At 55.9% G+C, this 25,908-nt stretch carries 24 protein-coding genes and 1 pseudogene; 17 read left to right on the forward strand and 8 right to left on the reverse strand.

Annotated elements, in window-relative coordinates; genetic code table 11:
• Positions 1-10 precede the first annotated feature (10 nt).
• From CAF65_RS09785 to CAF65_RS09860, 17 genes and pseudogenes are all read left to right on the forward strand, one after another.
• Positions 11-808: a ParA family protein gene (locus CAF65_RS09785; RefSeq protein WP_007969897.1), complete on the forward strand. Its 798-nt coding sequence runs from the start codon at positions 11-13 to the stop codon at positions 806-808.
• A 9-nt stretch (positions 809-817) separates the two neighbouring features.
• Positions 818-1,690 carry a ParB/RepB/Spo0J family partition protein gene (locus CAF65_RS09790; RefSeq protein ID WP_085716112.1) on the forward strand — a complete coding sequence of 291 codons (873 nt, stop codon included), beginning with the start codon at positions 818-820 and terminating at the stop codon, positions 1,688-1,690.
• A gap of 148 nt (positions 1,691-1,838) precedes the next feature.
• Positions 1,839-2,246 carry a F0F1 ATP synthase subunit I gene (locus CAF65_RS09795; RefSeq protein ID WP_007985054.1) on the forward strand — a complete coding sequence of 136 codons (408 nt, stop codon included), beginning with the start codon at positions 1,839-1,841 and terminating at the stop codon, positions 2,244-2,246.
• 16 nt (positions 2,247-2,262) lie between these two features.
• Positions 2,263-3,132 (forward strand): F0F1 ATP synthase subunit A, encoded by an 870-nt coding sequence (gene atpB / locus CAF65_RS09800; protein WP_085716113.1) that lies wholly within the window; start codon positions 2,263-2,265, stop codon positions 3,130-3,132.
• 133 nt (positions 3,133-3,265) lie between these two features.
• Positions 3,266-3,523, forward strand: coding sequence for a F0F1 ATP synthase subunit C (gene atpE, locus CAF65_RS09805; RefSeq protein ID WP_003097235.1), 258 nt, complete (start codon positions 3,266-3,268; stop codon positions 3,521-3,523).
• Positions 3,524-3,581: 58 nt separating this feature from the next.
• Positions 3,582-4,052 (forward strand): F0F1 ATP synthase subunit B, encoded by a 471-nt coding sequence (locus tag CAF65_RS09810; protein ID WP_007969903.1) that lies wholly within the window; start codon positions 3,582-3,584, stop codon positions 4,050-4,052.
• A gap of 12 nt (positions 4,053-4,064) precedes the next feature.
• Positions 4,065-4,601 (forward strand): F0F1 ATP synthase subunit delta, encoded by a 537-nt coding sequence (locus CAF65_RS09815; RefSeq protein ID WP_085716114.1) that lies wholly within the window; start codon positions 4,065-4,067, stop codon positions 4,599-4,601.
• 21 nt (positions 4,602-4,622) lie between these two features.
• Positions 4,623-6,167: a F0F1 ATP synthase subunit alpha gene (gene atpA, locus CAF65_RS09820; RefSeq protein ID WP_085716115.1), complete on the forward strand. Its 1,545-nt coding sequence runs from the start codon at positions 4,623-4,625 to the stop codon at positions 6,165-6,167.
• A gap of 50 nt (positions 6,168-6,217) precedes the next feature.
• Entirely contained in the window at positions 6,218-7,078 is an 861-nt protein-coding gene (gene atpG / locus CAF65_RS09825) for a F0F1 ATP synthase subunit gamma (RefSeq protein ID WP_085716116.1), read from the forward strand.
• Positions 7,079-7,105: 27 nt separating this feature from the next.
• Positions 7,106-8,482, forward strand: a complete 1,377-nt coding sequence (gene atpD, locus CAF65_RS09830; protein WP_085716117.1) for a F0F1 ATP synthase subunit beta — start codon at positions 7,106-7,108, stop codon at positions 8,480-8,482.
• 45 nt (positions 8,483-8,527) lie between these two features.
• A complete protein-coding gene (locus CAF65_RS09835; protein WP_057397313.1) occupies positions 8,528-8,953 on the forward strand; it encodes a F0F1 ATP synthase subunit epsilon in 426 nt (141 codons plus the stop codon).
• 113 nt (positions 8,954-9,066) lie between these two features.
• The gene (gene glmU / locus CAF65_RS09840) at positions 9,067-10,434 is read left to right on the forward strand and encodes a bifunctional UDP-N-acetylglucosamine diphosphorylase/glucosamine-1-phosphate N-acetyltransferase GlmU (protein WP_085716118.1); all 1,368 of its coding nucleotides are present in this window, start codon (positions 9,067-9,069) and stop codon (positions 10,432-10,434) included.
• Between the two features lie 229 nt (positions 10,435-10,663).
• Positions 10,664-11,440: a DeoR family transcriptional regulator gene (locus CAF65_RS09845; RefSeq protein WP_085716119.1), complete on the forward strand. Its 777-nt coding sequence runs from the start codon at positions 10,664-10,666 to the stop codon at positions 11,438-11,440.
• 1 nt (position 11,441) lies between these two features.
• Entirely contained in the window at positions 11,442-13,274 is a 1,833-nt protein-coding gene (gene glmS / locus CAF65_RS09850; RefSeq protein ID WP_085716120.1) for a glutamine--fructose-6-phosphate transaminase (isomerizing), read from the forward strand.
• Positions 13,275-13,829: 555 nt separating this feature from the next.
• A complete protein-coding gene (locus CAF65_RS27890) occupies positions 13,830-14,462 on the forward strand; it encodes a hypothetical protein (RefSeq protein WP_143492091.1) in 633 nt (210 codons plus the stop codon).
• Between the two features lie 119 nt (positions 14,463-14,581).
• The gene (locus tag CAF65_RS09855) at positions 14,582-15,319 is read left to right on the forward strand and encodes a hypothetical protein (protein ID WP_085716121.1); all 738 of its coding nucleotides are present in this window, start codon (positions 14,582-14,584) and stop codon (positions 15,317-15,319) included.
• 235 nt (positions 15,320-15,554) lie between these two features.
• A pseudogene (locus CAF65_RS09860) lies at positions 15,555-15,789 on the forward strand (MFS transporter); the annotation flags it as partial.
• Positions 15,790-16,083: 294 nt separating this feature from the next.
• On the opposite strand, the gene CAF65_RS09865 reads toward CAF65_RS09860, so the two are convergent.
• The 8 genes from CAF65_RS09865 to CAF65_RS09900 all read right to left on the reverse strand — a co-directional run bounded on the left by CAF65_RS09865 (position 16,084) and on the right by CAF65_RS09900 (position 25,895).
• Positions 16,084-16,914: a hypothetical protein gene (locus CAF65_RS09865; RefSeq protein WP_085716122.1), complete on the reverse strand. Its 831-nt coding sequence runs from the start codon at positions 16,912-16,914 to the stop codon at positions 16,084-16,086.
• On the reverse strand, positions 16,911-18,503 hold the full coding sequence (locus tag CAF65_RS09870; RefSeq protein WP_085716123.1) for an AAA family ATPase: 1,593 nt from the start codon (positions 18,501-18,503) through the stop codon (positions 16,911-16,913). Before CAF65_RS09870 ends, CAF65_RS09865 begins: the two co-directional genes overlap by 4 nt.
• Positions 18,490-20,025 carry a restriction endonuclease subunit S gene (locus CAF65_RS09875; RefSeq protein WP_218191718.1) on the reverse strand — a complete coding sequence of 512 codons (1,536 nt, stop codon included), beginning with the start codon at positions 20,023-20,025 and terminating at the stop codon, positions 18,490-18,492. The genes CAF65_RS09870 and CAF65_RS09875 overlap by 14 nt, the downstream gene beginning before the upstream one ends.
• Positions 20,026-20,107: 82 nt before the next feature.
• Positions 20,108-21,703 (reverse strand): N-6 DNA methylase, encoded by a 1,596-nt coding sequence (locus CAF65_RS09880; RefSeq protein ID WP_085716125.1) that lies wholly within the window; start codon positions 21,701-21,703, stop codon positions 20,108-20,110.
• A 4-nt stretch (positions 21,704-21,707) separates the two neighbouring features.
• A complete protein-coding gene (locus tag CAF65_RS09885) occupies positions 21,708-22,139 on the reverse strand; it encodes a helix-turn-helix domain-containing protein (RefSeq protein ID WP_218191719.1) in 432 nt (143 codons plus the stop codon).
• 118 nt (positions 22,140-22,257) lie between these two features.
• Complete coding sequence (locus tag CAF65_RS09890) at positions 22,258-23,283, reverse strand: DUF2955 domain-containing protein (protein ID WP_085716127.1); 1,026 nt, start codon at positions 23,281-23,283, stop codon at positions 22,258-22,260.
• Positions 23,273-24,391 carry an HlyD family secretion protein gene (locus tag CAF65_RS09895; protein ID WP_085716128.1) on the reverse strand — a complete coding sequence of 373 codons (1,119 nt, stop codon included), beginning with the start codon at positions 24,389-24,391 and terminating at the stop codon, positions 23,273-23,275. The genes CAF65_RS09890 and CAF65_RS09895 overlap by 11 nt, the downstream gene beginning before the upstream one ends.
• Positions 24,384-25,895 (reverse strand): efflux transporter outer membrane subunit, encoded by a 1,512-nt coding sequence (locus CAF65_RS09900; protein ID WP_085716129.1) that lies wholly within the window; start codon positions 25,893-25,895, stop codon positions 24,384-24,386. The genes CAF65_RS09895 and CAF65_RS09900 overlap by 8 nt, the downstream gene beginning before the upstream one ends.
• Positions 25,896-25,908: the final 13 nt, after the last annotated feature.

The following is a 25,908-nucleotide window of genomic DNA, read 5'->3' on the forward strand; positions in this document are numbered from 1 at the left end:
ACAAGCAAGAATGGCTAAGGTATTCGCGATTGCGAACCAAAAGGGTGGCGTGGGTAAAACCACCACCTGCATCAACCTCGCAGCATCCCTGGTCGCGACCAAGCGCCGGGTGCTGTTGATCGACCTTGATCCACAGGGCAACGCCACCATGGGTAGCGGTGTGGATAAACATGGCCTGGAAAACTCGGTCTATGACCTGCTGATCGGCGAATGTGATCTGGCCCAGGCCATGCACTTCTCTGAACACGGTGGTTACCAGTTGTTGCCGGCCAACCGCGACCTCACCGCGGCCGAAGTGGTGCTGCTGGAAATGCAGATGAAGGAAAGCCGTCTGCGCAGCGCGTTGGCGCCGATCCGGGAAAACTACGATTACATCCTGATCGACTGCCCGCCGTCGCTGTCGATGCTGACCCTCAACGCACTGGTTGCCGCCGACGGGGTAATTATCCCCATGCAGTGCGAGTACTTCGCACTCGAAGGCTTGAGCGACCTTGTGGATAACATCAAGCGTATCGCTGAACTGCTGAATCCGAACCTCAAGGTCGAAGGCCTGCTGCGTACGATGTACGACCCGCGCCTGAGCCTGATGAACGATGTCTCGGCGCAGCTCAAGGAACACTTCGGCGAACAGCTCTACGACACCGTCATTCCGCGCAACATCCGTCTGGCCGAAGCACCAAGCTACGGCATGCCGGCGCTGGCGTACGACAAAGCATCGCGAGGCGCCGTTGCCTATCTGGCATTGGCGGGCGAAATGGTTCGTCGTCAACGCAAAAACTCACGCATCGCCGCTGCTCAGGCAACTTAAGGAATCCCCATGGCCGTCAAGAAACGAGGTCTCGGACGTGGACTGGATGCTCTGTTGAGTGGTCCGACTGTCAGCTCGCTGGAAGAACAAGCGGCGCAAGCCGATCAGCGTGAGCTGCAACACCTTCCCCTGGATCTGCTCCAGCGCGGCAAATACCAGCCGCGACGTGACATGGACCCGCAGGCGCTCGAAGAGCTGGCGCAGTCGATCAAGGCCCAGGGCGTCATGCAGCCCATTGTGGTTCGCCCGATCGGCAGTGGCCGTTTTGAAATCATTGCCGGCGAACGCCGCTGGCGCGCCAGCCAGCAAGCCGGGCAGGAAACCATCCCGGCGATGGTTCGCGATGTACCCGATGAAACAGCGATCGCCATCGCCCTGATCGAGAACATCCAGCGCGAAGACCTGAACCCGATTGAAGAAGCGGTAGCCCTGCAGCGCTTGCAGCAGGAATTCCAGCTGACTCAGCAACAGGTGGCCGAAGCCGTGGGCAAGTCCCGGGTGACCGTGTCTAACCTGCTGCGGCTGATCTCCTTGCCGGAAGTCATCAAGACCATGTTGTCCCACGGCGACCTGGAAATGGGTCATGCCCGTGCTTTGCTCGGTTTGCCGGACAATCAACAGGTTGAAGGGGCGCGACATGTTGTCGCACGCGGACTGACCGTGCGCCAAACCGAGGCACTTGTTCGCCAGTGGTTGAGTGGCAAACCGGAGCCTGTCGAACCGGTAAAACCGGACCCGGATATCGCCCGCCTCGAGCAGCGCCTGGCCGAGCGCCTAGGCTCTGCGGTGCAGATTCGCCACGGTAAGAAGGGTAAAGGGCAGTTGGTGATTGGTTACAACTCCCTGGATGAGCTTCAAGGCGTACTCGCACATATCCGCTGAAACATTTCCTCATGTAGCGCGCAATCGGAAATCACTACCTGACAGTTGAATAGGGGCTGAACCGCCCCTATACTCTGCGCGCATTTTGTCGGCACAAATTATGCCAAGTTATTGAATTTCGGCAGCCGGCCATTGGAGAGCAAAAGTGATGGAAACCCGCACGCCAAACCGCTTGCCGTTCCATCGACTGGCAGTTTTTCCGGTGTTAATGGCTCAATTTGTCGTTCTGCTCATTGCCGCTTTGGCGCTCTGGCAACGGTATGGAGTCGTTGCCGGGTACTCGGGACTTTGCGGAGGCCTGATAGCCTTGCTTCCCAATGTTTATTTCGCTCACAGGGCATTTCGGTTTTCCGGCGCCCGGGCAGCTCAAGCCATCGTCCGGTCATTTTATGCCGGCGAGGCGGGCAAACTGATTTTGACGGCGGTGCTTTTTGCATTGACGTTCGCAGGTGTGAAGCCATTGGCGCCGCTGGCTGTATTCGGCGTCTTCGTGCTGACCCAACTGGTCAGCTGGTTCGCTCCCCTGCTGATGAGAACAAGACTTTCGAGACCTTAGGGCGTTTGAGGCAACCATGGCAGAAACAACCGCTTCGGGCTATATCCAGCACCACTTGCAGAACCTGACCTTCGGTCAGCACCCTACCGGCGGCTGGGGCTTTGCCCACACCGCAGCAGAAGCCAAGGAAATGGGCTTCTGGGCTTTCCACGTCGATACCCTCGGCTGGTCGATCGCATTGGGTCTGATCTTCGTTCTTCTTTTCCGCATGGCGGCAAAGAAAGCGACTTCCGGTCAGCCAGGTGCTTTGCAGAACTTCGTTGAAGTTTTGGTCGAATTCGTCGATGGCAGCGTGAAAGACAGCTTCCATGGCCGTAGCCCGGTGATTGCACCGCTGGCACTGACCATCTTCGTCTGGGTGTTCCTGATGAACGCCGTCGACCTGGTACCGGTCGACTGGATTCCTCAGCTGGCCATCCTGATCTCCGGCGACCACCACATCCCGTTCCGCGCCGTGTCGACCACCGACCCGAACGCTACTCTGGCCATGGCCTTCACAGTGTTCGCGCTGATCATTTTCTACAGCATCAAGATCAAGGGCCTCGGTGGCTTCATCGGCGAGCTGACCCTGCACCCGTTCGGTAGCAAGAACATCTTCGTTCAAGCCCTGCTGATCCCGGTGAACTTCCTGCTGGAATTCGTGACCCTGGTCGCCAAGCCGATCTCCCTGGCTCTGCGTCTGTTCGGCAACATGTATGCCGGTGAGCTGGTCTTCATTCTGATTGCTGTGATGTTCGGCAGCGGTCTGCTCTGGCTCAGTGGCCTGGGCGTCGTTCTGCAGTGGGCGTGGGCTGTGTTCCACATCCTGATCATCACCCTGCAGGCATTCATCTTCATGATGTTGACCATCGTCTACCTGTCGATGGCGCACGAAGAAAACCATTAAGGCCAGTCTCGACTAGTCTGATGTCCTTCCCGGTCAAACGGGAAGGGGCTCCTTACCGGGCCTCTGAAACGATTTGTTTTACCGCTTTAATCTAAAAAACCTAAACCATACGACGTAAAAGTCGGGAGGAAAGATGGAAACTGTAGTTGGTCTAACCGCTATCGCTGTTGCACTGTTGATCGGCCTGGGCGCACTGGGTACCGCAATTGGTTTCGGCCTGCTGGGCGGCAAGTTCCTGGAAGGCGCAGCGCGTCAGCCAGAAATGGTTCCAATGCTGCAAGTTAAAATGTTCATCGTTGCCGGTCTGCTCGACGCCGTAACCATGATCGGTGTTGGTATCGCTCTGTTCTTCACCTTTGCGAACCCGTTCGTTGGTCAAATCGCTGGCTAATTACTCGGATCTTCCGGGTAATTTGGTGTGATGGACAACGTAACTGCGAGGTGTTGGCGTGAACATTAATGCGACCCTGATTGGCCAGTCCGTTGCGTTCCTGATTTTTGTACTGTTCTGCATGAAGTTCGTATGGCCTCCGGTCATCACGGCACTGCACGAACGTCAAAAGAAGATCGCTGATGGTCTGGACGCTGCCAGCCGAGCAGCTCGCGACCTGGAGTTGGCCCAAGAGAAAGCGGGTCAGCAACTGCGCGAAGCGAAAGCTCAGGCAGCTGAAATCATCGAGCAAGCCAAGAAACGCGGTACCCAGATTGTCGACGAAGCCCGTGAACAGGCTCGCGTCGAAGCTGACCGTGTGAAGGCTCAGGCTCAGGCCGAGATCGAACAGGAGCTGAACAGCGTCAAAGACGCGCTGCGCGCCCAAGTGGGTAGCCTGGCCGTTGGCGGTGCTTCGAAGATCCTGGGCAAGGCAATCGATCAAAACGCGCACGCAGAGCTGGTTAACCAACTGGCTGCTGAAATCTAAGCGAGGGCGATCATGGCAGAACTGACCACGTTGGCCCGACCTTACGCTAAGGCGGCCTTCGAGCACGCTCAGGCCCACCAGCAACTGGCCAATTGGTCAGCCATGCTCGGCCTGGCAGCAGCGGTGTCGGAAGACGACACCATGCAGCGCGTGCTCAAGGCCCCGCGACTGACGAGCGCAGAAAAGGCCGCCACGTTCATTGACGTGTGCGGCGACAAGTTCGATGCCAAGGCACAGAATTTCATCCACGTTGTTGCCGAAAACGAGCGCCTCCTGCTTCTGCCGGAGATCGCCGCTCTGTTCGACCTGTACAAGGCCGAGCAAGAGAAATCGGTAGACGTAGAAGTGACCAGTGCTTTCGCATTGAACCAAGAACAGCAAGACAAACTCGCCAAGGTTCTCAGTGCACGACTCAACCGGGAAGTGCGCCTGCAAGTCGAGGAAGACAGTTCCCTTATCGGGGGCGTTGTCATCCGCGCCGGCGACCTGGTTATCGATGGCTCGATTCGCGGCAAAATCGCGAAACTGGCCGAAGCATTGAAATCTTGAGTTTGAAGGGGCAGCAGAGCAATGCAGCAACTCAATCCTTCCGAAATTAGTGAAATTATCAAAGGCCGCATCGAAAAGCTCGATGTGACCTCCCAAGCCCGTAACGAAGGCACTGTCGTCAGCGTATCTGACGGTATCGTGCGGATTCACGGTCTGGCCGACGTTATGTACGGCGAGATGATCGAGTTTCCGGGCGGCGTCTTCGGTATGGCCCTCAACCTGGAGCAAGACTCCGTAGGTGCCGTTGTGTTGGGCGCATACACCAGTCTGGCTGAAGGCATGAGCGCCAAGTGCACTGGCCGCATCCTGCAAGTTCCGGTTGGTAAGGAGCTGCTGGGTCGCGTTGTCGACGCATTGGGTAACCCAGTTGATGGCAAAGGCCCGCTGAACAACACCGAGACCGACGCGGTCGAGAAAGTTGCTCCAGGCGTGATCTGGCGTAAGTCGGTAGACCAGCCTGTACAGACTGGCTACAAGGCTGTCGATGCCATGATCCCTGTCGGCCGTGGCCAGCGTGAGCTGATCATCGGTGACCGTCAGATCGGTAAAACCGCTCTGGCGATCGACGCGATCATCAACCAGAAAAACAGCGGCATTTTCTGCGTATACGTGGCAATCGGTCAGAAACAATCGACCATCGCCAACGTTGTTCGCAAGCTGGAAGAAAACGGCGCCCTGGCCAACACGATCATCGTGGCTGCCAGTGCTTCGGAATCTCCTGCGCTGCAATACCTGGCTCCGTACTCCGGTTGCACCATGGGCGAATTCTTCCGCGACCGCGGTGAAGACGCGCTGATCGTTTATGACGATCTGTCCAAGCAAGCAGTGGCTTACCGCCAGATTTCCCTGCTGCTGCGCCGTCCACCAGGTCGTGAAGCTTACCCAGGCGACGTGTTCTATCTCCACTCCCGTCTGCTGGAGCGCGCATCCCGCGTTTCGGAAGAGTACGTAGAGAAGTTCACCAACGGCGCAGTGACCGGCAAAACCGGTTCCCTGACCGCACTGCCGATCATCGAAACCCAGGCTGGCGACGTTTCTGCGTTCGTTCCGACCAACGTGATTTCCATCACCGACGGTCAGATCTTCCTGGAGTCGGCCATGTTCAACTCGGGCATCCGCCCTGCAGTGAACGCCGGTGTTTCGGTATCCCGTGTGGGTGGTGCCGCTCAGACCAAGATCATCAAGAAGCTGTCCGGTGGTATCCGTACCGCTCTGGCTCAGTACCGTGAACTGGCGGCATTCGCCCAGTTCGCTTCTGACCTGGACGAAGCGACCCGTAAGCAACTTGAGCATGGTCAGCGCGTAACCGAGCTGATGAAGCAGAAGCAATACGCGCCAATGTCGATCGCCGACATGTCGCTGTCGCTGTATGCCGCTGAGCGTGGGTTCCTGACTGACATTGAAAACGCCAAAGTCGGCAGCTTCGAGCAAGCGCTGATTGCTTACTTCAACCGCGATCACGCCGAATTGATGGCGAAGATCAACGTGAAGGGTGACTTCAATGACGAAATCGACGCTGGCCTCAAAGCCGGTATCGAGAAGTTCAAGGCCACCCAAACCTGGTAAGCCGCAGCGGGGGCCGCGAGGCTCCCGCTTGCTAACCTGATAGGTGTTACATGGCAGGCGCAAAAGAGATTCGCAGTAAGATTGCGAGCATCAAAAGCACGCAAAAAATTACCAGCGCCATGGAAAAAGTGGCGGTCAGCAAAATGCGCAAGGCACAAATGCGCATGGCTGCTAGCCGTCCTTATGCGGAGCGCATCCGCCAGGTTATTGGTCATCTGGCCAACGCCAACCCGGAATATCGCCACCCGTTCATGATCGACCGTGAAGTAAAACGCGTCGGTTATGTCGTAGTGAGCAGTGACCGTGGTCTGTGTGGTGGCTTGAACACCAACCTGTTCAAGGCTCTGGTCAAGGACATGGCGGTAAACCGCGAAAACGGCGTCGAGATCGATCTGTGTGTGGTTGGTAGCAAGGGTGCGGCTTTCTTCCGCAACTTCGGCGGTAACGTCGTTGCAGCTATCAGTCACCTGGGTGAAGAGCCGTCGATCAACGATTTGATCGGCAGCGTCAAGGTGATGCTGGATGCCTATCTGGACGGCCGTATTGACCGCCTGTCCGTGGTGTCCAACAAGTTCGTCAACACCATGACGCAAACGCCTACCGTGGAGCAGTTGATTCCACTGGTGGCAACCCCGGATCAGGAACTCAAGCACCACTGGGACTATCTCTACGAACCGGACGCCAAAGAGCTGCTTGACGGCTTGATGGTGCGTTACGTGGAGTCGCAGGTCTACCAGGCGGTGGTCGAGAACAACGCAGCTGAACAAGCTGCGCGGATGATCGCGATGAAGAACGCTACCGACAACGCCGGTGATTTGATCAGCGAATTGCAGCTGGTCTACAACAAGGCGCGTCAGGCTGCGATCACCCAAGAGATCTCGGAAATCGTCGGCGGCGCTGCCGCGGTTTAACGGTTCAAATATTCAGAGGATCCAGCTATGAGTAGCGGACGTATCGTTCAAATCATCGGCGCCGTTATCGACGTGGAATTTCCACGCGACAGCGTACCGAGCATCTACGACGCCTTGAAAGTTCAAGGCGCCGAAACCACTCTGGAAGTTCAGCAGCAGCTGGGCGACGGCGTGGTTCGTACCATTGCGATGGGCTCGACCGAAGGCTTGAAGCGCGGTCTGGACGTCAACAACACTGGCGCAGCCATCTCCGTACCGGTCGGTAAAGCGACCCTGGGCCGGATCATGGACGTACTGGGCAACCCGATCGACGAAGCTGGCCCGATCGAAACCGAAGAGCGTTGGGGCATCCACCGCGCTGCGCCGTCGTTCGCAGAGCAGGCAGGCGGCAACGACCTGCTGGAAACCGGCATCAAGGTTATCGACCTGGTTTGCCCGTTCGCCAAGGGTGGTAAGGTTGGTCTGTTCGGTGGTGCCGGTGTAGGCAAAACCGTAAACATGATGGAACTGATCCGTAACATCGCCATCGAGCACAGCGGTTATTCCGTGTTCGCCGGTGTGGGTGAGCGTACTCGTGAGGGTAACGACTTCTACCACGAGATGAAGGATTCCAACGTTCTGGACAAAGTGGCACTGGTTTACGGTCAGATGAACGAGCCGCCGGGAAACCGTCTGCGCGTAGCCCTGACCGGTCTGACCATGGCCGAGAAGTTCCGTGACGAAGGTAACGACGTTCTGCTGTTCGTCGACAACATCTATCGTTACACCCTGGCCGGTACCGAAGTATCCGCACTGCTGGGCCGTATGCCTTCGGCGGTAGGTTACCAGCCGACCCTGGCTGAAGAGATGGGCGTGCTGCAAGAGCGCATCACTTCGACCAAGCAAGGTTCGATTACTTCGATCCAGGCGGTATACGTACCAGCGGACGACTTGACCGACCCGTCGCCAGCGACCACCTTCGCCCACTTGGACGCCACCGTCGTTCTGTCCCGTGACATCGCTTCCCTGGGTATCTACCCGGCGGTAGACCCACTGGACTCGACTTCGCGTCAGCTGGACCCGAACGTGATCGGCAACGATCACTACGAAACCGCTCGCGGTGTACAGTACGTTCTGCAGCGTTACAAGGAACTGAAGGACATCATTGCGATCCTGGGTATGGACGAGCTGTCGGAAGCTGACAAGCAGTTGGTAAACCGTGCTCGTAAGATCCAGCGCTTCTTGTCGCAGCCGTTCTTCGTGGCTGAAGTCTTCACTGGTTCTCCAGGCAAATACGTTTCCCTGAAAGACACCATTGCTGGCTTCAAAGGCATCCTCAACGGTGACTACGACCACCTGCCAGAACAAGCGTTCTACATGGTTGGCGGCATCGAAGAAGCGATCGAGAAAGCCAAGAAACTGTAATCCCGGCGCCCGGCAACGGGCGTTCATTTAGGTTGAGGCAATCAGATGGCTATGACAGTCCATTGCGACATCGTCAGCGCGGAAGGGGAAATCTTTTCCGGTCTGGTCGAGATGGTGATTGCGCACGGTGCACTGGGTGATCTTGGTATCGCCCTGGGTCACGCGCCGCTGATCACTAATCTGAAGCCAGGTCCGATCCGCCTGGTCAAGCAGGGTGGGGAAGAGGAGGTGTATTACATCTCCGGTGGTTTCCTCGAGGTTCAGCCGAACATGGTCAAGGTTCTTGCCGACACCGTGCAACGTGCTGCCGACCTGGACGAAGCCTCCGCTCTGGAAGCCGTCAAGGCTGCCGAGAAGGCTCTGCACGACAGAGGCGGGGAGTTCGACTACGGTTCTGCTGCCGCACGCCTGGCCGAGGCTGCAGCTCAGCTGCGCACCGTCCAGCAGATCCGCAAGAAGTTCGGCCATTAAGGCTGCACTTGTTGTGTGATTGATTAAAAAGGGTAGCCTCGGCTACCCTTTTTTCTTTTCCGATTTTTACAACCCGGTCGCAGCCGCTGACCACCCAGGATTGGTAGCCAGTCATGTCTCTCGAAATCGTTATTCTCGCTGCTGGCCAAGGCACGCGCATGCGTTCTGCTTTGCCGAAAGTCTTGCACCCGATTGCCGGCAACTCCATGCTCGGTCATGTTATCCACAGCGCCCGGCAACTTGATCCACAGCGCATTCATGTGGTGATCGGTCATGGTGCCGATGCCGTACGCGAACGCCTGGCGGCGGATGACCTGAACTTCGTCCTGCAGGATAAACAGCTGGGCACCGGTCATGCCGTCGCTCAAGCAGTGCCGTTCATTGAGTCCGACACCGTGCTGGTGCTCTACGGCGATGTGCCGTTGATCGAAGTCGACACCCTGCAGCGCCTGCTCAAGCAGGTGGGTCCACAGCAGTTGGGCTTGCTGACCGTCGAACTGGATGACCCGACCGGTTACGGCCGTATTGTTCGTGATGCCGCTGGCAAGGTTGCGGCCATCGTCGAACAGAAAGATGCCAATGACGCCGAACGCCAGATCACCGAAGGCAATACCGGCATTCTGGCGCTGCCTTTTGCCCGTCTTGGCGACTGGATGAGCCGTCTGTCCAACAACAACGCCCAGGGTGAGTACTACCTGACCGACATCATTGCCATGGCAGTGAGCGATGGTCTGGTGGTGGCCACCGAGCAACCGCACGACGCCATGGAAGTGCAGGGTGCCAACGACCGCAAGCAACTTTCCGAACTGGAGCGGCATTATCAATTGCGCGCCGCTCGTCGTTTGATGGCTCAAGGTGTGACGCTGCGCGACCCGGCTCGTTTCGACATTCGTGGTGAAGTCACGGTCGGGCGCGACGTACTCATCGACATCAACGTGATTCTCGAAGGCAAGGTCGTCATTGAGGATGACGTGGTGATCGGCCCGAACTGCGTGATCAAGGACAGCACCCTGCGCAAAGGCGTGGTCATCAAGGCCAACAGCCATATCGAAGGTGCCATTCTGGGTGAAGGCAGCGATGCCGGCCCGTTCGCGCGTCTGCGTCCAGGTAGCGTGCTGGAAGCCAGGGCGCATGTGGGTAACTTCGTCGAGCTGAAAAACGCCCACTTGGGCGAAGGCGCCAAGGCCGGTCACCTGACTTACCTGGGCGATGCCGAAGTGGGCGCGCGCACCAACATCGGTGCCGGCACCATCACCTGCAACTACGACGGCGCCAACAAGTGGAAAACCGTGTTGGGCGAAGATGTGTTCATTGGTTCCAACAACTCGTTGGTAGCGCCTGTGGATATCTCGGATGGCGCGACCACTGCGGCCGGTTCGACCATTACCTCGACTGTGGATAAATCCCAGTTGGCGATTGGGCGTGCTCGCCAGAAGAACATCGATGGCTGGAAGCGGCCGGAGAAAATCAAGAAGGGCTGAGTTATCCACAATCCCTTGCAGGAGCGAGCCTGCTCGCGATGGACGTCAACGATGACGAGGTCAGTCTGAATAAAAGCTGCGCCTCTAAGTCCATCGTCGGAACGCCGCCCCGAGCCGAGCTCGCTCCTACAGGTTATCCACAGCTCTTTTTATCGCATGGCGCTTGACGAAGTTTCGCTGATAGGTTCTGATTGCTTCCGATATCTTTCGAAACGAAACTTACCAGCTCATGTCGAAGCGCAACACACCTCAGCGTCGTCACAACATCCTCGCCTTGCTCAATCAGCAGGGCGAAGTCAGTGTGGATGAGTTGGCCAAGCGCTTCGAAACGTCAGAAGTTACGATCCGCAAGGATCTGGCGGCACTTGAAAGCAATGGCCTGTTGCTGCGTCGTTACGGCGGGGCGATCACCATGCCTCAGGAGCTGGTGGCCGACCTGGGTCAGCCGGTTTCCAAGTACAAACAAGCCATCGCCCGTGCCGCCGTCGCGCGGATCCGCGAGCATGCGCGCATCATTATCGACAGTGGCAGTACCACCGCCTCCATGATCCCGGAACTCGGGCAGCAACCCGGTCTGGTGGTGATGACCAACTCGCTGCACGTCGCCAATGCCCTGAGCGAACTTGAGCACGAACCGGTGCTGTTGATGACCGGTGGCACCTGGGACCCGCATTCCGAGTCCTTTCAGGGGCAGGTTGCCGAGCAGGTACTGCGCTCCTACGATTTCGACCAGCTGTTTATCGGCGCCGATGGCATCGATCTGGTTCGCGGTACAACTACCTTCAACGAACTGCTCGGACTGAGCCGGGTCATGGCCGAAGTCGCCCGTGAAGTGGTCGTGATGGTGGAGGCCGACAAGATCGGCCGCAAGATTCCCAACCTGGAGCTGCCCTGGAGCAGCGTCCATACCCTTATTACCGATGAACGCCTGCCACTTGAGGCTCGCGATCAGATTCAGGCCCGCGGCATCACTTTGGTTTGCGCGGCTGTCAGTCAGGAGAAATAGCATGTGTGGAATTGTCGGCGCAGTCGCAGAACGTAATATCACCGCCATCCTCGTCGAAGGCCTGAAACGTCTCGAATACCGTGGGTATGACAGCGCTGGCGTGGCGGTCTACACCAACGATGAAAAACTCGAACGCCTGCGTCGTCCGGGCAAGGTCAGTGAGCTGGAGCAGGCATTGGCCACCGAGCCGCTGGTCGGTCGTCTGGGCATCGCCCACACGCGCTGGGCCACCCACGGTGCACCGTGCGAACGCAATGCCCACCCGCATTTCTCCGGTGACCTGTCAGTGGTGCACAACGGCATCATCGAAAACCACGAAGCCCTGCGTGAACAACTCAAGGCCCTGGGCTATGTGTTCACCTCGGACACCGACACCGAAGTCATCGCGCACCTGCTGAACCACAAACTCAAGGATCTGCGCGATCTGACCGTGGCCCTCAAGGCGACCGTCAAAGAGTTGCACGGTGCTTACGGCCTGGCAGTGATCAGCGCGCAGCAACCGGATCGCCTGGTTGCGGCCCGCAGCGGCAGCCCGCTGGTGATCGGCCTGGGTCTGGGGGAAAACTTCCTGGCATCCGACCAGTTGGCCCTGCGTCAGGTCACCGACCGTTTCATGTACCTGGAAGAAGGCGATATCGCCGAAATCCGCCGCGACAGCGTGCAGATCTGGGACGTTGACGGCAAGGCCGTCGAGCGCGAGGCCGTGCAATATCGCGACGGCGCCGAAGCCGCTGAAAAGGGCGAGTTCCGCCACTTCATGCTCAAGGAAATCCACGAGCAACCGTCCGTGGTGCAGCGCACCCTGGAAGGTCGCCTGAGCCAGAACCAGGTGCTGGTACAGGCATTCGGCCCACAGGCGGCCGAGTTGTTCGCCAAAGTGCGTAACGTACAGATCGTCGCCTGTGGCACCAGTTACCACGCCGGCATGGTCGCGCGTTACTGGCTCGAAGAGCTGGCTGGCATTCCGTGCCAGGTCGAAGTCGCCAGCGAATTCCGCTACCGCAAGGTGGTGGTGCAGCCGGACACCTTGTTCGTGACCATTTCCCAGTCCGGCGAAACCGCCGACACCCTGGCCGCGCTGCGCAACGCCAAGGAGCTGGGCTTCCTCGCCAGCCTGGCGATCTGCAACGTCGGTATCAGCTCGCTGGTGCGTGAATCCGATCTGACCCTGTTGACCCAGGCCGGTCGCGAAATCGGTGTGGCATCGACCAAAGCCTTCACCACTCAACTGGTTGGCCTGTTGTTGCTGACGCTTTCCCTGGGTCAGGTTCGTGGCACTCTGGACAAAGGTGTCGAAGCGACGCTGGTCGAAGAACTGCGTCGTTTGCCAACCCGTCTGGGTGAGGCGCTGGCCATGGACAGCACCGTGGAAAAAATCTCCGAACTGTTCGCCGAGAAACACCACACGCTGTTCCTCGGCCGTGGCGCGCAGTTCCCGGTAGCGATGGAAGGGGCACTCAAGCTCAAGGAAATCTCCTATATCCACGCTGAAGCCTATCCGGCCGGCGAGCTGAAACACGGTCCGTTGGCGCTTGTGGATAACGACATGCCAGTGGTGACCGTGGCACCGAACAACGAACTGCTGGAGAAGTTGAAGTCCAACCTTCAGGAAGTCCGCGCCCGTGGTGGTCAGTTGATCGTCTTTGCTGACGAGAAAGCCGGCATGACCAACGGTGAAGGCACCCACGTGGTGCACATGCCGCACATCCACGACATCCTGTCGCCGATTCTCTACACCATCCCGCTGCAGCTGCTGTCGTACTACGTTGCCGTACTCAAAGGCACCGACGTTGACCAGCCGCGCAACCTGGCGAAATCGGTCACCGTGGAATAAGTTATCCACAATGAAAAACCCCTGCTTTCAGACAATAAAGTCTGTCTCGCGATAATAAAAACTGTCTCACTGGTCGGAGGGTCACACACAGGCGACCCTCCCCGCAGCCGACGCAACCCGCCTCTGGTGACTCCACATTTGGATTTTTGCCTTTAAGTGCAGTGTCGCGGTTAGGAGCGCTTAGTTCGCAAGAAAGTGAAGTTATCTTAAAAATTCAAGACGATGAAGCTCTGAATTCATTTGTCTCAAGGAATCGGCTTGTTTTACGTCAGGAAATATACAGCGAAGACCAACTTAAACTTATAAATGGAAAATATTAGTGAAAGAGCGATCTCATTCTCATCGCGTCCGCATTGGGCTGGACAGGCTGTTACGGATTTAACAAACTACTACGTTTACACACTAGTTATTTTAAAACGGCCTTACTGATGCATCGCGTAGGCCGAGCCTATCTGCGGACACATTACAAAAATAGGGATGACTGTAGTCTTGATGTTTACGTTAAAGATCAAGCCATTGCTCTGAGTGTCGAGTGCGTAAAAGATGATTTAGAAAATGGAGGTTATTCGTACTGGCGGCGTAGCCATAAAGTGTTGTGTAAAGTCTGTGCTGTACATAATGTTTTGCTTGTGCGGGATTGCCAGTTCTGTAAAAAACTGTTTTTTAAGTTCTCATAGCTCTTATGTTTTATGGAATGGATGTCCTTGCGGAAAATCTATCTTAGAAAGCGAAGTGACTGTCAATGAAAATGTTTTCGAGTTAAAAAAAGCTACGCTCTACCTAGATGTCCTTACTTATGGCTTTCGCGTCACAAGCTCTATCGCGCATAAGGCCATCTTACGTCGACTGATTGCCGATGGGTGTGATAAACCAAGATGGCGTAATCAGATTGGTGATAGATATAAAGACTCATCTCCCGAAATGGCCAAGCGTTTTATGATCTTTACCATGGATTGGTGGTTACAAGGTCACCAAGTATTGGCAGTCAACGAATGGCTTCTTTTTGATATGGTACTAATGCTTTTTTCGTCTTTTAAGGAGTTTTTAGATTGGATCGGGGTTCAGTCAATGTACTTTCCCCATGCAACAACATGGGCATCTTACCAAGTAGGCCGTGGGTACGATGAGAAGCCAATCTTTGCTAGCGAAACAATAACTTGCAGTGGATCTGTTGAAGGTGTTTTCTAGTATGGTGTTTTATTGATTATGGCTGGAGTTGGTAGTCTTACTATTGAAAATTCATAAAATAATGAATTTTCAATAGTGATCAATACGTGCTTTACGGTATCGATCAATGGAGAGTAGAAATGAAAAATTTTCTCACGGATAACAAGATTTATTTTGAGACTTGTGTTTCTGTACTGCTAGCGATTATGGCTATCATGGTTTCGATTAACGCTAACTTTATAGCCAAAGCCCAGTTGTCCTTAGCAAACGATGCTCAAAGGATTGCTACACTCCCTTATCTTCCAAATATAAAAGCTCGTTTTAAATTTGTAGCTTCGGAAAGTGGAGTTCGAAAGGACAAATTGGAGGTTACTAACTCCGGTGATGCGATGTACGAGTTGCGTGCTGTCCCTATAGCGTTTTTAGAGCTGCGAGAGCTGCAGGTTGTTCCAATGAGCGAAACTTACAAAAAAAACTCGCATCTCAATAAAACTCTTATACCCCTAGAGGGGTATTTCCCAAACGTCACATGGGTTGATGGTAGCGACAAAGATTTTGTGCTATACCAAGATATAGAAAATACAGACCTCTTGGAAGACAGGCTAAATGCTTTCTCCAAAAAGTATGATAGTGAGGATAAACACGTTATAGGTGGCATTAAGAGATATTTAGTCGTCTCCTATAAAGACCGGTTTAAAGCACAACATACCGACTATTTTGAGTTTGACCCTATGGGTGAAGGAGTACTCATGGATAGTTCTGAAGGTGAGGGGATCTTCAACAGTTATAATGAATATTCTCGGCAGAAAGTTAAGCTGAACTATAAATTGTCTACACCAGAAGACATTGGTGTTCTGTGGGTTAAGCTGAAAAGCTAGATATACAGTCGGATTTGCCTATCGACGAATTTTGATCGGGTCTGCCCCTAAAGTAACGGCATCAATTATTGACTTTCTTGAGTCGTCGGTAGCAGCAAACTGGTAATGAAGCACAGTGAAAGAAATCCGCACAGCACGCCAAGCAGTATGGATTCCCCAAAGGTTTCTAAAACGAAAGCTGCGGCAATAAAAACGGGCCTGGCGAGCAGTCCCATCCGAGCTGTTGTAGTAGGCGGTGCTGTTCGGAGGACTAATGGTCTTTGGTGTGCTGTTCGCGGTGAACTCGTCGTTGCACAGCTATCTGATCGTGTCCTATGCCAAGGAAGACGGTGGATCGCTGGACGTGGGTTTTATACATGTCGAACGCCATAGGGCGGTTGATAGGCACAGTGCTCTCCGGCTGGATGTATCAAGATTGCATTGCCTCGCAATATGCTTGGCGAATGACCGCTTCCGGACGATTTTGTTGAAAAAGTCGGCTTTATTCCTACGGTGCCCGAGCTGGAGCGAGTTTTTCAATAGCGTCGACCGCTAGCTAGCGGCCTGCCGTCGCGAGCGGCAAGGTTCTGATTTTATTGGTTTCAAGGGAATTTGTATCGAAATTAGCGAGTTTATGTCTTTTGCATACACTCGCTATTTTCGATACATAAGGTGTGACCAGCGTAACTGCTTGACCGCGCTTAACAGGAATAGGTCACGGCCATCGCCCTATCCGATGACCCAAAAGACGGCCTCCTGCCCAAAGCGGATACAGGTTGCTTAATTTAAGGCGCAATGTCTTCGGGTTGAGCGCAGAACGGCCCCGCCCCCATAGCGAACATTTTTGCCCTGGCAGCGCGTGCATATGGCGCACTAGACATCGTGGCCGAACGCATTTGCTCCTGAAGCCTATCCACAGCCGCCATGTCGACGTCCGCGCCAACGATGTCCATCAAGTTCCTATAGTTGTTCTCCACCTCTCGCATCACACGCTTGCGAGCTGTTACTAGATTGCCGAGATTTAGACCATACAACTCAATGGATATTTTGGCTCGGAGTTGCTTAGCCTGCCCCAAGCAAGTCTCGCTTGCCACGGCTCGCCCGTCGTCGGCATTTATGTCGATCAGCGCCACATCACTTCTTACAGTTGGGTCTAGTAGTACTGGCCTTTCATGGCCAAGGAATCGGCTATCCCAAGAGGCACACGGACTACCTTCCATTAGTGGAAACCAACTCCCTTTTCCAACGGTTTGATCTGTGGCCTCATCAGTACTCAGCCGGTTGGATCGGCCAGCAGAGTATCGGAAGTTCTCGAATGAAAACGCTAGCCAGGGATAACCATCGTCTTCTCGGGCGTCAGTACGCTTAGCGGCTTTCTTTGGACGAAAGTGGTCCACATCAAAAAATGATTGTGGATCGTTACTTTCGGAATACCAGCATTTACCGTAAGACATTTTGGCTAGATGCTTCGCGAATGCCCGCCAAATATGTGCTTTTTTTTCGATGAATGTCTTTCGCTCTGCCTGCGGCTTCTCTTCCAGTTCAGCTTGTGCTCTAGCAGCGACAGCTAATAGCTTTGGCGGGATTACGCCCGGATCATTCCTAACAAATATCAAGGCTTGGCCCCCTCCTTGGTTAACTTCTCGATCAGCATTTTCATACCTTCATGTCGACGCTCGATCTCTCCAGGGGACAAGGGAGGGCGGTCAGCGTACCGCACATCATGCCAAGCTAGCAGAAAGTCCTGATACAGCGGTTCACGGTCCTCGAAAAGGAATCCACGGCGTGCAAGATCGTCGTTTAGTTGAATCAGTAGTCGTTCATCAGCGTCCGATTTATGAGGCGCCTGAGCCAGAGCATTTCGATCGTCTACCAAACGTTGCGTTTCGATATCGAGACTTGTCGGCATTCCAAAAATTTCAGTGAGCGTGGCAGTGAATCCCATGCCTTTTGGATCGGCGTACGGCGCAGACGCGGTGACTTTTCCATCTGAAGCCTGCGTAATCACTCGTATTTCATCACGAGACAGGGCCGAAATCGTCAGGGGATTGTGAGAAGTCAGCACGATATGGCAGTGATTTTTCTCAGCTGTGATCCCTGTCCATTCTTCGATTAAGTTCAGGTAGCTATGTTGCCAATGTGGATTCAGATGGGTGTCGGGCTCATCCAGCAAAAACAGTGTGCGCTTACCACGCGACACACGAATGAGGCCTAACACCATTAGTAGCTGCCGCTCACCATCTGACAGGTCGGCAAAGCCAACGTCGCCGCTGGCATCGTTACTGCGTGTCACCCAAACCTGTATTTCGCGGATTAGGTCGGAAATATCCATCGCTTCCAAGGCATAGAACATCTCGCGTTCATCCTTGAAGAGTTCTGCCATCCGCTTGAGACTTTGTAGCGAAGTCAGGAAGGTTGCGTACTGGGATTCGACTTGTTTCTTATCTCGGTAGTCGTCTACAGAATTACCCTCCAAGGAAATGGGGTGAAACGCAAAGTTCTTGAACTGCCGGGCCGCGCGACCGGCCGGACCGCCGGCTCCCCATAAGTCCTCAGCCAGGGCCTTCTTGCCTTTTGCGAACCAAGGCTCGCGAAACAATGCCAGAAGAGAGTGAAATCCGGTGATGCCTAGTCGAGTAGCGAGTTCGGAAGTGACTTTTTTATCTGGGAAGGCGAACAACGCCATCAGAGCCAATACTCCGTGGATTGGGCGACAGTAGAACAGTCGCCTGGCTACTTGAGCTTGCGCCACCTTTTTATCGTCATCCTCCAGCTTCACGTCATCGTAATAGCGGCGCTGGTGACTGTCGAACAGCGACTCCAGCCGGCGACTGCCGCCAGAGTAGTAGCCAAACACCAGGTCTGGAAACCACTCCGACTTCCGCTTCTCGAAATCGGTTCTCTTGATCTCTTTGCCGTTGACACTGATTGCAGGCTCATCCGGTAAGTTGCTCAAACTCACTCTCGGTGGATTGGATATCGTTCGGCCTTGGGGTTGAATACGGTATTCCACTCGGTAACGGAACCGCGGCTCATTGCGCCGCATATCAACCCAGCGGAAGACCTGGGTGATCGCCTCGATTAAATTGGACTTCCCGGCACCGTTCTGTCCGATAAGTACCGTCGTGAGATGTCGCTCGTCGAAGTCCACCTCTAACTGCTTCAAATTCTTGAAGCCATCAATGTAAACCTTATCCAGCCGCATGATTAGGCTCCAGCATGGTCTCGTTTTCCTTCACATGACCCTGTGCCACCTCCCATGCCAGCTGTTTGTAAAAGTCCCCCACAGGTAATTCAGCCACCTTGAACAGCGCTCCGGCGCTGGCCGGTGCGCCCATACGGAGTAGATGTTCGGCTAAATAGGGCTGGCCCATTACGTCTTGGTCTTGGCGGTTTTTTGTCATGGCTGCGGCTTTGTTTGGTATACGAGGTGGACGACTCTGTCGTGGTTGACGGGCCTTAGGGCTATTAGCTACCTCGGCGTGTGTTGCCGCGATTCGGGCAAGCAAAGCGCTTGCAGGCTCGTCGGTGGGATCTTGTGGAACCAACTCGCCAAGAAAAGCCTTGGCTAGCGTCAACGGCGCTAGCTGGCGGGACAGCGTGATAGCAGCACCGTAGCGGCTCTCGATCTGGTCGGCGATAGACAGTAGCTCTTTGGCCCGCCGGACGATTTCAGTCTGCTCCTCCAACGAAGGGCACGAAATCATTACGCTTTTAAGAACTGCTAGATTGATGTTCTTTTGGGCCGTTGCAGGAGCGAGCGCTTCCAGATCGTCCTTTACCACATCGATGGACCATTTCACGAACTCAACTAGGCATTCGGAAGGGTTTGCGACAAAGCCGACAACGCTATCTGGAAAGCATGCAGGGTATTCAAGAATGGCTGTGTCTGCGATGTTAGCTGCGATCGTTATGCACAACGTTCCAGCAGGCCATAAGCGGCTCTGCAGCAAGCCGAATTCGCTATACGTCTGATGGTGCTTCGTGATGAGACCGCCAGACTGTGCAACATCTCCTGTCTGCACAAATGGGTACACACCACCGTAAAGGCGGGGATCGTTTCTTGGTCTGTGCTTTGACTTACCCCGTCCGATCTCGCCCAAGCTTGTGAGCGGCTGAGCGGGCCATGTAGACGACCAATTTCTCTCGGCTCTGATTTCTTCAGTGAGATCCCCCGTAGTCGCCGCCCTCAATACCGTATGCCTAAACCGTTTGAGCATCGCTGGGATGGAATCCAGTCGCTCATTGCAGCTTTGGATACGGGATAGAAGGATATCTAATTGGTCGGCGATTCGTTTTTGCTCTGCCTCGGGGGCGAGCGGCGTGACATAGCTGCGCACGTCCTTTGAACGTACGGCCGGATACAGCGCGCCCTGCACCAGCTCAGACATCGCGTTTACAAACGCGTCAGTCCGCACTGTATAAGCTAGCCAGCGGGGGTCGATTCCTGCTCGTGGCCTTAGTACATCGAAACCCGTCGATGCAATCTGTCCGTCAAAAATCTCCGGGACCAACGCAACTGCATTCAAGTTCGGGCGAGTCATAGATACCAAGGTATCGCCAGCTGCGACTTTCTTGCGAGCACGATTCGGAGCATCTTTGCCTAGCATTCGCTGAGGGTTTTGGATGACCTTTGCAGTCCGATCGATGGCGCCGATGTCAATGTAAACGAATGACTCATCATCTTGGGGAATGTATTGATCGGGCACATCGGTGATGTCACTCAATGCTGCGCGAGTCCACCCACTCGGAAGCTCAGGGCTTATCGGGTCCATGTATTAATTCCGCTGTGGGGTAAATCATTCCATTTCATGGCTGCGCTTCGGCCATCATGGCGGCAAACTGCTGATCATTGGAGAGGTCATCAATCAACGCATCAGGATTTTCGCCCAGATCTGCAATCAGGGTAAGTAAATCGCTCACCGCTGCATTCAGTTCACACAGAATCAAGGCTGCCACTGTGGCCGGTTGCTCTTCTTTCTTCTGGGCAGTGTCGGCACTGTCGTCTTTGAGCCAGCTTATGTCGAGGTTGTCGCCGCGCAATGCAATCTGCTCACGCGAGAATCGGCGCCAGCGACCGTATTCCCCCGTATCTACGCGCTTTGCTAGCGCTGCGGAACCAGCGCACGGATCGTCACCGAATACGTCCTCGAACTTGTCGCGGGCCTGTGCAGTCGGGGCATCTTGAGCCGTACGAAAGTAGTCGCGCGTAAAGGGTGTGCGTTTGCCGAATTGAGGCATATTGGCGCGCATGTCGTAGATCCACACTTCCTTTGTGCTGTCTTTGTTGGTTTCGCAACGGGTAAAAAACAGTACGTTGGTCTTTACACCGTGGGCGTAAAAAATACCAGTGGGCAAGCGCAGGATAGTATGCAGATTGCACTTATCCATCAGCTCTCGACGAATGTCCGTGCCAACATTGCTCTCGAATAACACGTTATCTGGAAGCACCACAGCGGCACGCCCACCCGGCACTAGTGCACGATAGATATGTTGTAAGAAGGCGAGTTGCTTGTTGCTCGTGTCAAATGCTAGATCGCTTCGTGTGGGAAGTCCGCCGCCTTTCTTAGTACCGAAAGGTGGGTTCGAAAGAATCAGTGTAGCTGGCGGCAGTTTTTTATAATCATCACTTAGCGTGTCGCCATAGGTCACTCCACCGTCGATTCCGTGAAGGAGCATATTCATCAGAGCTAAGCGATGTGTGTCTTGCACCAATTCCATACTGTGAAATGTCTGGTGGCTGTACTTATTCTGTGCTTCGTCGCTGAGACTGCCAAAGTCATTGTGCTGCTTTAGGAAATTGTTGGCCGCGATTAGAAAGCCGCAGGTGCCCGCTGCTGGATCTTGAATCACATCTCCCAGCTGAGGCTTCATCACAGCGACAATACTGTCGATCAAGTGCCTAGGAGTGAAGTACTGGCCGGCACCGCTTTTTTTCTCACCAGCATTACGCTCCAGCAGGTCTTCATACAGATCTCCTAGGTCATCACGATTTACGTTGTACCAGTCTAGACTGTCTATGTCGGTCACGAGCTTGCTCAACGTAGTGGGCTTGGTAATGAACGTATTAGCGTTGGCGTAGATCTCCTGTACGGCTCCCCGGCCGTATAGACCATAGTCCAGTAACATCTCTTTGTAGATGGCCAATCGGTCCGACGCAGAGGCGCAGATAAGGTCGTTCCAGCGCGTGCCTGGCTGTTCAACTTTAGGGGAGCTCTTTTTGGGCACGATTGGTTTCCAAACCATGAGCCGATCTTCCTGACGAGTTTCCTTCATCATTTTTAGGAAAAGCAGGTAGGTCAATTCGCCTAGGTACTGGTGGTAGGTAACGCCGTCGTCGCGCAGCACGTGACACAGTGACCAGAGTTTGGCACCTATATCGAGTGCGGCAGAGTGGTTGGACATGGTTTCAGGATTCAGTTGTGGAGAGGGTTGGAAGGATTGAAATGGCGGGGATGGGCGTCGACGGTAAGGTTAGCGTCAAGTCCTGCGCCTTGTAATCGGCGGCAACATGGTTGAGGTCACTTTCTAAACTCAGGGCAACTAACACACGTACGTACGCCCCCATGGTGGCGCCAGGATGCCCTGCCTCAACCTTGTAGAGCGTGGTTCGCGAAATTCCGGCCATCTGCGCCACCACAGCATTGCTGAGCTTGCGCCGTTTACGGGCATATCGGAGCCGATCTCCTAATTCGGAGAGCAGATGCAATTCCTGGGGCAAGACTGTGGGTGGTCTGCGGGGCATTTTGTAGTTTTGGCTGGAGGAAAAAATTTGTCCATAATAGCGTAAAAATTGAGATGGAATCAGTAGCTTCCACAACTGATTATGATTGATCGACATTTATCTGAACCCACAGCCCGCGAGCGGGATTAGTTGACCGCTACAAGGCTGCGGATTCTCTGCTTCTGGTGAGACAGACTTTATTATCTGATTCCACCCTACTCAGGGGGGGCTTTTTCTAGGCGGAAATAATGCGCCGTTGCCGCCGCCTATCGAGCAAATGGACCATGGCGCAGGCGTACAAGGTCACCAGAATGAACAACCCCATGCGGATGGCGAAGGCGGTGTAGACGTCCTTGCCCGCCGCACTGTCCTGTACCGATTGGCCGAGCAGGATGATCAGGGTCGCCAGGCTGTTGAGCCAGAACCCTGGCGGCTGCCGGCTCCGGGCCAGGCCGTAGAGTTTTCTGGCCACCAGCAGGCCGAACAGCAACATCCACAGAAAAAACATCCACAGGTTGACGAACAGGCTCAGCGCGCACCAGAAAACAATCGCCATCAGGCCACCGAGCAGGGTCGAGCCGAGCAATTCCTGGCCGGCGGTGCGGGCGCTGGTGGCGCAGCTCTGTTGGCCGAGGCTGACGGCTTTCATGATGATCGGCAGGTAGCTGGCCGGGTCGACCATGGCCAGCAGGAAAGTTGGCAGCACCACCAGCGTGGCACGTAGCGCCAGCCAACCGCTTTCGATTGGAGAAAGGCTCGGGCCGGGTTTGGCCGCTGGGGCACTGGCGGGGTCGGGAAACAGCCAATGACTGATAGTCAGCGTCGAGACTGCCAGGAACAGGCCCTTGACCAGGGCTACGATCACCTCAAGCGCCAGGGAGAATTCAGCGGTTCCGGCCGCACTGATCAAGGTCAGGCCCACCACCAGGAAAGTCGCCACTAGCGGGTTCCCGCCACGCAGGCCATAACCGAATGCCAGGAACAGACACAGTCCGACCAGCAGCACGCCAGTGAACGGGTAGTAACGCAGCAGGGGAATGAGCAGCAGGCCGCTCCCGGTGGTCAGCAGCAGGATCAGGACCAGGCCCAGGCTGGCCTTGAACGGCAACGGTCGGTTCATCGCTGCCAGCATCATCAACGCCAGCATCGGCGCGAGGAATGGGATAGGCAAAGCCAGGCCGAAGCTCGCCGCCAGGCACAGCGCAGTGCCGAAGCCAAGGCGCAGGGCGCGCTGAACGCGGGCCGGGCGCTCAATACGCATAGGACATCCAGCTCATCAGGCGCAGGAACAGGCGACCCAGGATATTCAGCGGGTTCCCTTCACTCGGGAACGCCATGACTTCGGCCTGGCCGCCGGCACGGATGCCCTGGGGACTGGTCAGCTCACCCGGTTCGAACTCGATGATGACCGGAAATCGCTGGGCAGGACGTAGCCAATCGCGGCTGTTCTCCACTTTCGGCAGGCTGCCCGGCTGGGTGCTCTGACCGACTTCGACGCCATAGCCGACGCTGCGCACATGGCCTTTGAAAATTCTCCCCGGCAGGGCGTCGAGGACGATGGACACCGGCGTCCCGGGCTGGACACTTCCCAGGTTGTTTTCGGTCATGTCGGCGCTGATCCAGACATCGTGGATGGCGATCAGGGTCATCACCGGCGCACCGGCGGAGGCGAACTGGCCGACATCGGTGCGCAAATCGGTGATCAGGCCGGCCGAACGCGCGTGGATTTTCGTATTGCTCAAGTCCAGCTCGGCTTTTTCAAGATTGCTGGCGGCGCTGAGCAACTGGGCGTTCTCTGCTTCATTACCACCCTGTTGTTCGCGTGCACGTTGCACTTCGGCCTTGGCCGCGGCGACCTGGCTGATGGACTCTTCCAGGGTGGCACGGGATATTTCCAGGCGTCGTAGCGAGATGGTGCCCGGGTCTTCGCGGTACAGGCGTTCGAGCCGCTGGATGTCCTGGCGTGCCTTGAGCTCATTGGCCTGGGACGCGCGCAGTGACGCTTGCTTGGACTCGACACCGGCAGTGTTGGCGCCCACCTGGCGACGGGTCGACTCAAGGTCGGCGCGGGCGCGGTCGACGGCAATCTGGTACTGCTCCGGATTGACTTCAAACAACAATTCGCCGGCCTTGACGTCCTGGTTGTTGCGTACGTGCACCTTGGTCACCCGGCCGGATACTTCGGCTGCTACCGGCACAATGAAGGCCTGCACCCGTGCCTGTTGCGTGTAGGGGGTGTAACGGTCGGCCATCAAGTACCAGACCAGGCTCAGGATGATCAGCAGCACGACCCAGTTGATCGCCTTTTTGGCCGGGTCGGCGGTGGGGGCCGAGGCGTTCTCGGCGGCCGGTTGTTGGCTGTCACTCATGGGCACTTTCCTTCGGTTCGTCGAGCAGATCGCCCCAGTCGGTTCGTTGTTGCATCTGTTTGCGGGTGGCCGGGTCGATCATCGGCTGGTCGCTGTACCAGCCGCCGCCGAGGGCCTTGTAAAGGGCGATCAGGCTGTTGACGGCGGTGCCACGGTTCACCAGGTAGATATCCTGTTGGGCAAACAGGGCGCGCTGGGCGTCCAGCACGCGCTGGAAATCCGAATAGCCTTCGCGGTATTGGGTATTGGCCAGGGTCACCGAACGTTCGGCGGCCACCGATGCATCGCTGAGGATCCGGTCACGCTCCAGCGCCTTGATCAAGCCTGTTGCAGCATCGTCAGCCTCGCGGGCGGCCTGGCGCACACTGTCCTGGTAGACAACGATCAACTGCTGCAAGCGCGCATCCTGCACGCGGACGTTGTTGGTGATCCGGCCATGGTCGAAGATGTCCCAGCGCAGGCTGGGGCCTGCCACCAGGTCGAGGGTATTGGACGCACCGTTGAGCGAGCTGGCGGACCAGACGATGCTGCCCAGCAGGCTGATGGATGGGTACAGATCGGTCTCGGCCACACCGATCAACGCCGATTGCGCCGCCACTTGCAGCTCGGCAGCGCGAACATCGGGGCGCCGCACCAGCAGGTTGGCCGGCACATCCTGTAAGACCGCAGCATCGAGCAGTGGCACCACACCAGTGTTGCGATCCAGGTCAGGGATCGAGCCGGGAGGCTGGCCGATCAGGGTGGACAACGCGTTGCGCAAACTCGCCACCTGACTCTCGAAGTCCGGGATGGTGCTCAGGGTGCCCAGGTACTGGGTCTTGGCCTGTTGCAGGTCGAGTTCGGCTTCGGCCCCGCTTTTGAACAGGCGCTCGGTGATCTCGTAGCTGCGTTTTTGCAAGGTGGCGTTACTGCGGGCGATGTGCAGGCGTGCCTCGGCGGTGCGCAGGGCGTAGTAGGTTTGCGCCAGTTGCGCGTGCAACAGCACCAGGACATTTTCATAGTTGGCCTGGGCGGCAAACCAGGACGCGTCGGCAGACTCGATGGCTCGGCTGAAACGCCCCCAGAAATCCAGTTCCCAACCGATATCGAAGCCGGCGCTGTATTGCCAGAAATGTGTGTCCTGAGGGTTGGCACCGCCCGATTGTCGACGGTTCAGGTACAGGCTGTCGGCGCTGGCCTGCTGCAATTGTGGGTAGCGTCCACTCAGGGCAATGCCCAATTGTGCGCGGGACTCCATGACCCGTAGGCCAGCGACCTGCAGGTCGGCGTTATGAGCATCGGCTTCGGCAATCAAGTGGTCCAGAACCGGGTCGTCGAACACATGCCACCATTGGCGGCTATCCGGTTGCGCGCGTTTTTGCCCGGCGATTTCCAGGGCCGGGCTGTTCCAGTGTTCGATCCAGGGCTGGGCCGGTGACTGGAAATCCGGACCCAGTTGCACGCAGCCCCCCAGGACGACGGTCCCGCAGATCAGCAGCCGGCTGATGCGAGCAGGGCGTGGCATCAAGCGCAAACTC

It is taken from the genome of Pseudomonas sp. B28(2017) (genome assembly GCF_002113025.1).
GTDB lineage: Bacteria > Pseudomonadota > Gammaproteobacteria > Pseudomonadales > Pseudomonadaceae > Aquipseudomonas.

Bases quoted from the DNA above. Each gene is read 5' to 3' on its own strand.
- CAF65_RS09785 (WP_007969897.1), top strand. From the start codon at position 11: ATGGCTAAGGTATTCGCGATTGCGAACCAAAAGGGTGGCGTGGGTAAA.
- CAF65_RS09790 (WP_085716112.1), top strand. From the start codon at position 818: ATGGCCGTCAAGAAACGAGGTCTCGGACGTGGACTGGATGCTCTGTTG.
- CAF65_RS09795 (WP_007985054.1), top strand. From the start codon at position 1,839: ATGGAAACCCGCACGCCAAACCGCTTGCCGTTCCATCGACTGGCAGTT.
- atpB (WP_085716113.1), top strand. From the start codon at position 2,263: ATGGCAGAAACAACCGCTTCGGGCTATATCCAGCACCACTTGCAGAAC.
- atpE (WP_003097235.1), top strand. From the start codon at position 3,266: ATGGAAACTGTAGTTGGTCTAACCGCTATCGCTGTTGCACTGTTGATC.
- CAF65_RS09815 (WP_085716114.1), top strand. From the start codon at position 4,065: ATGGCAGAACTGACCACGTTGGCCCGACCTTACGCTAAGGCGGCCTTC.
- atpA (WP_085716115.1), top strand. From the start codon at position 4,623: ATGCAGCAACTCAATCCTTCCGAAATTAGTGAAATTATCAAAGGCCGC.
- atpG (WP_085716116.1), top strand. From the start codon at position 6,218: ATGGCAGGCGCAAAAGAGATTCGCAGTAAGATTGCGAGCATCAAAAGC.
- atpD (WP_085716117.1), top strand. From the start codon at position 7,106: ATGAGTAGCGGACGTATCGTTCAAATCATCGGCGCCGTTATCGACGTG.
- CAF65_RS09835 (WP_057397313.1), top strand. From the start codon at position 8,528: ATGGCTATGACAGTCCATTGCGACATCGTCAGCGCGGAAGGGGAAATC.
- glmU (WP_085716118.1), top strand. From the start codon at position 9,067: ATGTCTCTCGAAATCGTTATTCTCGCTGCTGGCCAAGGCACGCGCATG.
- CAF65_RS09845 (WP_085716119.1), top strand. From the start codon at position 10,664: ATGTCGAAGCGCAACACACCTCAGCGTCGTCACAACATCCTCGCCTTG.
- glmS (WP_085716120.1), top strand. From the start codon at position 11,442: ATGTGTGGAATTGTCGGCGCAGTCGCAGAACGTAATATCACCGCCATC.
- CAF65_RS27890 (WP_143492091.1), top strand. From the start codon at position 13,830: ATGGAGGTTATTCGTACTGGCGGCGTAGCCATAAAGTGTTGTGTAAAG.
- CAF65_RS09855 (WP_085716121.1), top strand. From the start codon at position 14,582: ATGAAAAATTTTCTCACGGATAACAAGATTTATTTTGAGACTTGTGTT.
- CAF65_RS09870 (WP_085716123.1), bottom strand. From the start codon at position 18,503: ATGCGGCTGGATAAGGTTTACATTGATGGCTTCAAGAATTTGAAGCAG.
- CAF65_RS09880 (WP_085716125.1), bottom strand. From the start codon at position 21,703: ATGTCCAACCACTCTGCCGCACTCGATATAGGTGCCAAACTCTGGTCA.
- CAF65_RS09885 (WP_218191719.1), bottom strand. From the start codon at position 22,139: ATGTCGATCAATCATAATCAGTTGTGGAAGCTACTGATTCCATCTCAA.
- CAF65_RS09890 (WP_085716127.1), bottom strand. From the start codon at position 23,283: ATGCGTATTGAGCGCCCGGCCCGCGTTCAGCGCGCCCTGCGCCTTGGC.
- CAF65_RS09895 (WP_085716128.1), bottom strand. From the start codon at position 24,391: ATGAGTGACAGCCAACAACCGGCCGCCGAGAACGCCTCGGCCCCCACC.
- CAF65_RS09900 (WP_085716129.1), bottom strand. From the start codon at position 25,895: ATGCCACGCCCTGCTCGCATCAGCCGGCTGCTGATCTGCGGGACCGTC.